The organism is Ruegeria sp. BF8 (genome assembly GCF_056538625.1).
The window spans coordinates 407,206-413,968 of the sequence record NZ_JBQFTL010000004.1 but is presented as its reverse complement, the minus strand read 5'-3'; the positions used below and the strand labels follow the sequence as shown (position 1 = coordinate 413,968).

At 55.7% G+C, this 6,763-nt stretch carries 7 protein-coding genes and 1 tRNA gene; 7 read left to right on the top strand and 1 reads right to left on the bottom strand.

All coding sequences use genetic code 11. The features are described from left to right. Positions 1–9 precede the first annotated feature (9 nt). From ACR0LD_RS15725 to ACR0LD_RS15700, 6 genes are all read left to right on the top strand, one after another. Positions 10–86 (top strand) — tRNA-Met (locus ACR0LD_RS15725). 253 nt (positions 87–339) lie between these two features. Next, a complete protein-coding gene (locus tag ACR0LD_RS15720) occupies positions 340–1,050 on the top strand; it encodes a hypothetical protein (protein WP_170367473.1) in 711 nt (236 codons plus the stop codon). A 575-nt stretch (positions 1,051–1,625) separates the two neighbouring features. After that, the gene (locus ACR0LD_RS15715) at positions 1,626–2,495 is read left to right on the top strand and encodes a glycosyltransferase family 8 protein (RefSeq protein WP_480637845.1); all 870 of its coding nucleotides are present in this window, start codon (positions 1,626–1,628) and stop codon (positions 2,493–2,495) included. Between the two features lie 461 nt (positions 2,496–2,956). Continuing rightward, positions 2,957–3,349: an MAPEG family protein gene (locus ACR0LD_RS15710; RefSeq protein ID WP_170367475.1), complete on the top strand. Its 393-nt coding sequence runs from the start codon at positions 2,957–2,959 to the stop codon at positions 3,347–3,349. Positions 3,350–3,377: 28 nt separating this feature from the next. Continuing rightward, positions 3,378–3,737 (top strand): YciI family protein, encoded by a 360-nt coding sequence (locus ACR0LD_RS15705; RefSeq protein ID WP_170359778.1) that lies wholly within the window; start codon positions 3,378–3,380, stop codon positions 3,735–3,737. 3 nt (positions 3,738–3,740) lie between these two features. Next, positions 3,741–4,970 carry an RNA polymerase sigma factor gene (locus tag ACR0LD_RS15700; protein WP_480637842.1) on the top strand — a complete coding sequence of 410 codons (1,230 nt, stop codon included), beginning with the start codon at positions 3,741–3,743 and terminating at the stop codon, positions 4,968–4,970. A 48-nt stretch (positions 4,971–5,018) separates the two neighbouring features. Here the strand turns inward: ACR0LD_RS15700 and ACR0LD_RS15695 are convergent, their stop codons facing one another. Then, positions 5,019–5,306, bottom strand: a complete 288-nt coding sequence (locus ACR0LD_RS15695; RefSeq protein ID WP_217360384.1) for a hypothetical protein — start codon at positions 5,304–5,306, stop codon at positions 5,019–5,021. 82 nt (positions 5,307–5,388) lie between these two features. Between ACR0LD_RS15695 and mgtE the strand changes: the two genes are divergently transcribed. Next, entirely contained in the window at positions 5,389–6,762 is a 1,374-nt protein-coding gene (gene mgtE / locus ACR0LD_RS15690) for a magnesium transporter (RefSeq protein WP_480637839.1), read from the top strand. Position 6,763 lies beyond the last annotated feature (1 nt).

Here is a 6,763-nt window from a genome sequence, read left to right as displayed (position 1 = left end):
CCAAAGTGTCGCGGGATGGAGCAGCCCGGTAGCTCGTCAGGCTCATAACCTGAAGGTCGCAGGTTCAAATCCTGCTCCCGCAACCAAATCCACAAAATCAAAATACAGCCCGCTAACACAAAAATTGATCCACTGGATCAATTGCTCAACGTCTTCACCGCGTCAGGCTCAAAACCAGAAGACGCAGATTCAAGCTGCGCGGTTTCACAAAACGCTTACAAGAATTTTCATGCCCTTCGCAATTTAGTGATGTCTCCGTACTGTAAATTAAGTAAGTCTCATCGAATGGTCGTTGCTTAGCCAACACAGAAGCACAGGTCCGCAGTCTAAGGTAACAACATGCTGTCGAGTTTTGGATGGAAGTGGTTAAAGCTTTTGCTAAACCGCCAACAGAAAACTGAAGGCGATGCGCTTCGCGTGTTGTCGGATGATCTTGGCCACTATCGAAGCGTACTTGAGGTGCGCTGCGTAGACGCTGCGGGAGAGGAGATCCCTTGGTACGCATACTCGGCGATTGAATACATCGACTCGTATGATTTGAACGGAGTTCGCGTTCTGGAATATGGCAGTGGGCACTCCTCAGTGTTTTATGCAAAACGTGGCGCGATGGTCACCGCGATTGAGCATAGTCAAGGATGGTATGATGAGGTGTCAAAAACGCTGGCCCGATCAGCAGGGTTTGACATTCATCTCGCCACCGAACCCGAAACATATACCCGGCGACCTGAAGTGGCAGATGCGGATATCGTGGTGATCGATGGAATACATCGCCGTCTTTGCGCAGGGTATGTCATGGAGGAGGTAAAGGCCGGTCGAGCTGTTCCTGCGCTGATTGTCCTCGACAATTCTGAACGCTACCCAAGGGTTCTGGCTTCCCTCGATGCTGCAATGAGGTGGCCTCGTGCTGATTTCACCGATTTTGCCCCTATTAATGCGTATCGGCAGGTCACTTCGATCTATTTCAATCCCGCTCGTCAGATCTCGCGCCGTAGGGCGCCAGCTCCAATTGGCGGTTTGGGAGAGATTGCGCCGGATGACGGACCGCTTTAAGGCAGGTGTATTCGTATTACTGACTTATAAGGGTTCTCATAGGCCGAGCCAATGCGTGCCGGGGCAAAGCTGGCCTCGGCATGGGCGCGGGTCGCGCGTCCAAGGCCGCTGGGTGTGGCGGGTATGCCAGGGCACCCATCTCGCGATCGGCCACAAGATTAGGTAAGCCTCCCGTGGCAATACCAACTAGGGGCATGCCTCCGGCCCAGGCTTTGACACCCGTGTTGGGCAGATTGTCCTACAGAGAGCCCAGCGCGAAAAAGGTCAGCCTCGGCATAGACAACTTAGCTTTGCGCACCTAATGTTTCTCACCAAGGGTTAGCAGAACATGCTCTCAAATGCGAAGGGTTGTAGGGTTGAGAGATCTTTGGGGTGACGCCCAATGTCTCCGTAGTTTTGGTCACAAAAAATCAAACTTGGTTTTCGCAAGAAAATCAACTACTTAAATCGGATGCGAAGCGCGCGCCTTAGAGTGCGACCGCAGACTGCGTTCGTGGAAAAACATGCTTGTTGAGCATGCATATTCAAGTGATCTTGCGTGCAGATGTCAGTGCACTTGCAGAAAGACGGTTGAGATGAATATTCTTTTCACTTTTGACAGAAATATGATCGCGCCATTGTCGGCGGCGCTCTATTCACTTGCTGCCACAAATGTTCGAAGTGATTTGGAATTGTATCTCGTTCATGGTTTTCCCGCATGTGACGAGCTGTTTAAGCTGCAAACCTTTTGCAACGACATTGAGCTCCGCACCCAATTCATTGAAATCTCAAACTACGCGTATTCGGAGATTTGGGGCAGCTTGCGGGATGAACCGCATATTTCATCGGCGGCGCTCTACCGGTGTTCTTTGGGGAGCATTCTTCCAAAGACTGTTACCCGGGTCTTGTATTTAGATTGCGATACTTTGGTACTCAGTTCTTTGGCGGAACTATATGATCGAGATCTCGGTGGCAGCATAGTTGCGGCATATCAGGTTGGCAACGCACTTCATGAGGATTTGGGCGTGGGTCCGTCACAGTATTTCAGCTCAGGCGTTATGTTGATTGATCTAAACCTCTGGCGGAAACAAAACGTCGAAAAACGTGTGTTTGAAGTTCTTACAACCATGTCCGATCGGCTTGTCTGGCATGATCAATGCGCGCTGAATATCGCACTTGCAGGACAAGTCATGGGATGCGAGCGGAGATACAATTATACATTTTATCCTACACGTTTGATCGGCGATTTTGAGGTGCCGGTTATCCTTCATTTTGCGGGTTCCGTTAAACCGTGGACTGCGCCTCTTAAGCACCCTTGGGGCGGCATCTATTGCGAAATGGCCGGGCGCACGCCTTGGGCCGAACAACTGGATTTATCGCCCGATGCTGGAATGTCACCGAAGCGCAGATATCGCCGCCATTTGGCAAGGCGCTTTGGTTTGCACTGGCTCGCCCGTCGGATTTAGCTCACGAGAAACTGTGCTTGGAACCGGCCGCAGAGTACTACTTCATCGATCTTGCCACTCGCGCAGCGGATTTGTTGCCTTTCTCTCAGGCGAATTTTTGCACTAGGATCAACCGCCTATCTTGACATAGCAGCGGACCACTTCAGTGGGTGAAGACTGAAATTCTGTCGGGTGTAGTAGTTCTATTGTATTGCCAACCCAAAAGGGTCAACTGTCGGCAGTTTCATGCTCCCGCAACCAGCAAAGTCGAACAAAACACCGAACGAGCCGCCCAAGGGCGGCTTTGCTCGTTCTCCACCGCACACTTGGCACCAACCCAAAAATCGCCGACATACAAAACGTAAGAAACACGCAAAATGCGCAAGAGTTGCAGCGCGCCAACAAAAAATCTCAGCACCTGTCGAAATCTGAGAAAACCCGACGTCCTTGGGGCACGAACCTGAAAACAGGAAGGACGATAGATGGTTTTTTCAACGACACCGATTTATGCGTTGCTAGTGGCGATGATCTGGCTCGTCTTATGGTTTCGTGTCTCGGGGATGCGGTCGGCCACGGGCCAATCCATCGGCGATGGCGGCGACATGGCGCTGATGTTGCGCGTGCGCCAACATGGAAACTGCCAGGACTGGGCGACCTTCATATTGATATTGATGATGCTGGGCGAAGGGGTCTGTACATCAGCGCTTTTCCTCAACGCGGCGGGCATTTTGCTGGTGATCGGACGAGCTGTGCATCCCTTCGGGTTGAAGATTGACAATGCCGGCCACCCGCTCCGCTATGTCGGTAATGGCACCAATGTCCTGGCCGCGCTGATCATGATGATCTGCATCGCAGCCCGGATATTCGGTCTTTGACCCATAACTTTTGAAAAGGATTATTGCTATGAAATACATGCTGTTGATCTACACTGACCCCGCGCAGGAACCGGCCTATGGCACCCGGGAGTTTGACGAGATGATGAGTGGCTTCTTTGCCGCCAATGAGCGGATGAAAGCGGATGGTGTTCTTTGCGATGGCGAGGGTCTGCAAGGGATCGAAACAGCAACCACCCTTCGGATCCGCTCCGGAAAAGCTGAAACCATGGACGGGCCCTATGCCGAAACGCGTGAGCATCTTGGCGGATACTATGTGGTTGACGTTGCCGACTTGGATGCGGCGTTGAAATACGCGGCGCTGATCCCGGCCGCCAACTACGGTACCATCGAGGTTCGGCCTTTGATGGACTACAATCCGGCAGGATAATCCATGAAGAATGCCGCCCCCAAAGCGATCGCAGTTGGGCATGTCATTGATGATGTGTTGCGGCGGGATCGGGGGCGGCTATTGGCCGGCCTGATCAACCGGTTGGGTGACTTCCAACTGGCCGAGGACGCACTGCAGGAGGCCGCAATCTCGGCCGTGAAACACTGGAGCCGCAGCGGAGTTCCGGACAACCCGACCGCATGGTTGATGCGGGTTGGTCTGAACAAGGGCATCGATCGCATTCGAGCGCAACATAGGGAAGGTCGGAAAACAGCAGCCCTGGCCGTAACCCTGCCCGACTCCGTGACGGACGACCTGCCTGAGCAGATACCGGATGACCGGTTGCGTCTGATCTTCACCTGCTGCCACCCCGCGCTGGACCAGAAGTCACGCATCGCGCTGACCTTGCGCACGGTCTGCAACCTGACCACACGGGAGATCGCCGCAGCATTTTTGGACAACGACCAGACGATGGGCCAGCGCCTGTCCCGAGCCAAGGCCAAGATTCGCGCCAAGGGGATTGGGTACTCCGTTCCCGATCCGGAAATCTGGCCGGAACGTTTGGATACGGTGCTGACGACCCTCTACCTGATCTTCACCACCGGATACGTGACCGAGGATACGGGACCGCGGGATCTCTGCCACGAAGGTATCTACCTTGCGCGGGTTCTGCGGGACCTCCGACCGCGAGAGCCCGAGATCGAAGGTGCGCTGGCCCTGATGCTAATGACCGATGCCCGCCGCCCTGCGCGTATCGACGCTGATGGCGCTATGGTGCCCGTAGAGGATCAGGACCGAACGCTTTGGCGGCAGGATCAGATACGTGAGGCGCAGCGGCTCCTGCAAGCTGCGGTCGACCAGAGAAAACCGGGACCGTTTCAACTCAAGGCCGCCATTGCGGATTGCCACATGATGGCGCCGGTCCCGGATTGGCGGCAGATGTCGCTGCTGTATCAGTCCCTATGGGCCTGTGAGCCAACCCCGGTGGTTGCCCTGAACTGGGCGGTCGTGATGGCCGAGGCGGGTCATGCCCAACTGGCCTTGGACAAGCTGGACAGCCTGCGGCCCGATCTTGACGATTTTCAGCCGTGGCACGCGGCCCGCGCGCATATTCTGCAGAAGACGGGCCGCACCGCCGCGGCGGTCGCGGCCTATCGGCAGGCCATAGAAGCGGCACCGAACCTTGCGTCCAGAAAGTTTCTGCAACAAAGACTGCGGCGGCTCGCGCACTGAGGATCTGACAAGATCGGGCACCATTGCGACAATTGCCTGCAATGGGACTCAGCTGGTGCCTTCCGTGTGGGCCAGCATTTCCTTGCCGACTCGCCGATAGTTCACGAAGGAATTGGCGCTCATGACGACAAAGAAGCTGTCCAAATCAATCATGACATAGCCCATTTCCAGAAGTTCACGGGTCAGAGCCGTGATGTCCTCCTGGTACAGCCTTCTCCGGCCACACAGTTCACGCAGCAGCTTCTGCGGGATGCGATACCGGCCCGAGGCCTTTCCTCCGAATTCTCTGGTATAGAGTCCGGCCAGGGTTTCCGCGGCATTCGTGAAGTCAGACATTCTATATCTCATCCAATTTTGTCTATAGACAAAAATTTATCACCTATATAAAGGAACGACAACCCAATTGAATGGCCAAGGCATGGACGGAAACGTAGACATTCCCTCAACCGACGATGAGCTTTCGCTTCGGATCAAGGAAGCGGTCGAGCAGTCCAATGCGTCCGAGCTTGAGGCGCTTCTGGATTCGCTGACCAGCAGCGAAGCCCTGCGCGAAGTTCTTCAGCTGACACCGGCCGAGCGCGATACCGTTCTGGAGATCGTGCCCGTTGGACTTGCCGCGGAACTGGTCGAAGAAGCGCCTAACGAGATGGCGGTCGAGCTTGTGGAACGCCTCAAGCCCGAGCGTGCTGCCGAGATCATCGAACAGCTGGATTCGGATATCCAGGCCGACGTTATTGGCGAGTTGGATACGCCGGATGCCGAGGCTATCCTGTCCGAAATGGACGCCGAAGAGGCTGCGGATGTCCGCCTGCTCAGCACGTTCGAGGATGATACCGCCGGCGGTCTGATGATGACCGAGGTGTTCAAGTTCCGCGACACGCAGACCGTTGGCAATGTCCTGCGCGAACTTGCTTCGGACGACGAGGATTTTGAAAGGTACCGCGGGCAGCACCCCTATATTGTCGATTCCGAGGGGCGCGCCGTGGGCGTGGTATCGCTGCGCAGCCTGCTGACCGCCAAGCGCAGCGAAAAGCTGACAAGCATCATGGTTCAACCTCTGACCGTGACCGTGGACACCCCGTTGGAACAGCTGGAAGACGTGTTCAACGATCACCCTTTCCTGGGGGTGCCGGTGGTTTATGCCGACGGAGTCCTGGCGGGTGTCGTGTCCCGCACGGCGGTGGCAGAAGCCACTCTGGAACGCTCGGAAAGTGAAAGCCTCAAACGTCAGGGTGTGGTTGGCGACGAGTTGCGCTCGATGCCTTTGTCGGTGCGGTCCCGTCGCCGGCTGGCCTGGCTTGCGGCCAACATCGTGCTCAACATCATCGCGGCCAGCGTGATCTCGGCCTACGAAGAAACACTGGCCGCCGTGATTGCGCTGGCCATCTTCCTGCCGATGGTATCTGACATGAGCGGCTGTTCCGGCAACCAGGCCGTTGGCGTCACCATGCGTGAATTGAGCCTGGGGTTGGTGCGGCCGCAAGATGCTGTGCGGGTCTGGATCAAGGAGATTTCGGTCGGGGTCATCAATGGGATCGCGCTGGGTATTCTGATCGGGCTGGTCGCGTGGTTCTGGAAAGGCAATCCGGCTCTGGGTCTGGTGATTGGTACTGCGCTGGCACTCAATACGATGCTGGCGGTATCCATCGGCGGTGTTGTTCCTTTGCTGCTGAAGCGGATCGGACAGGACCCGGCCGCCGCAAGTGGCCCGCTGTTGACCACGATTACGGACATGGCCGGCTTCTTCTTCGTGCTCAGCCTTGCAACCCTTCTGATGCCTTGGCTGGTGTGAT

What these genes read in the sequence shown, in the direction of transcription:
- ACR0LD_RS15720 (WP_170367473.1), top strand. Translation starts at nt 340, where the DNA reads ATGCTGTCGAGTTTTGGATGGAAGTGGTTAAAGCTTTTGCTAAACCGC.
- ACR0LD_RS15715 (WP_480637845.1), top strand. Translation starts at nt 1,626, where the DNA reads ATGAATATTCTTTTCACTTTTGACAGAAATATGATCGCGCCATTGTCG.
- ACR0LD_RS15710 (WP_170367475.1), top strand. Translation starts at nt 2,957, where the DNA reads ATGGTTTTTTCAACGACACCGATTTATGCGTTGCTAGTGGCGATGATC.
- ACR0LD_RS15705 (WP_170359778.1), top strand. Translation starts at nt 3,378, where the DNA reads ATGAAATACATGCTGTTGATCTACACTGACCCCGCGCAGGAACCGGCC.
- ACR0LD_RS15700 (WP_480637842.1), top strand. Translation starts at nt 3,741, where the DNA reads ATGAAGAATGCCGCCCCCAAAGCGATCGCAGTTGGGCATGTCATTGAT.
- ACR0LD_RS15695 (WP_217360384.1), bottom strand. Translation starts at nt 5,306, where the DNA reads ATGTCTGACTTCACGAATGCCGCGGAAACCCTGGCCGGACTCTATACC.
- mgtE (WP_480637839.1), top strand. Translation starts at nt 5,389, where the DNA reads ATGGACGGAAACGTAGACATTCCCTCAACCGACGATGAGCTTTCGCTT.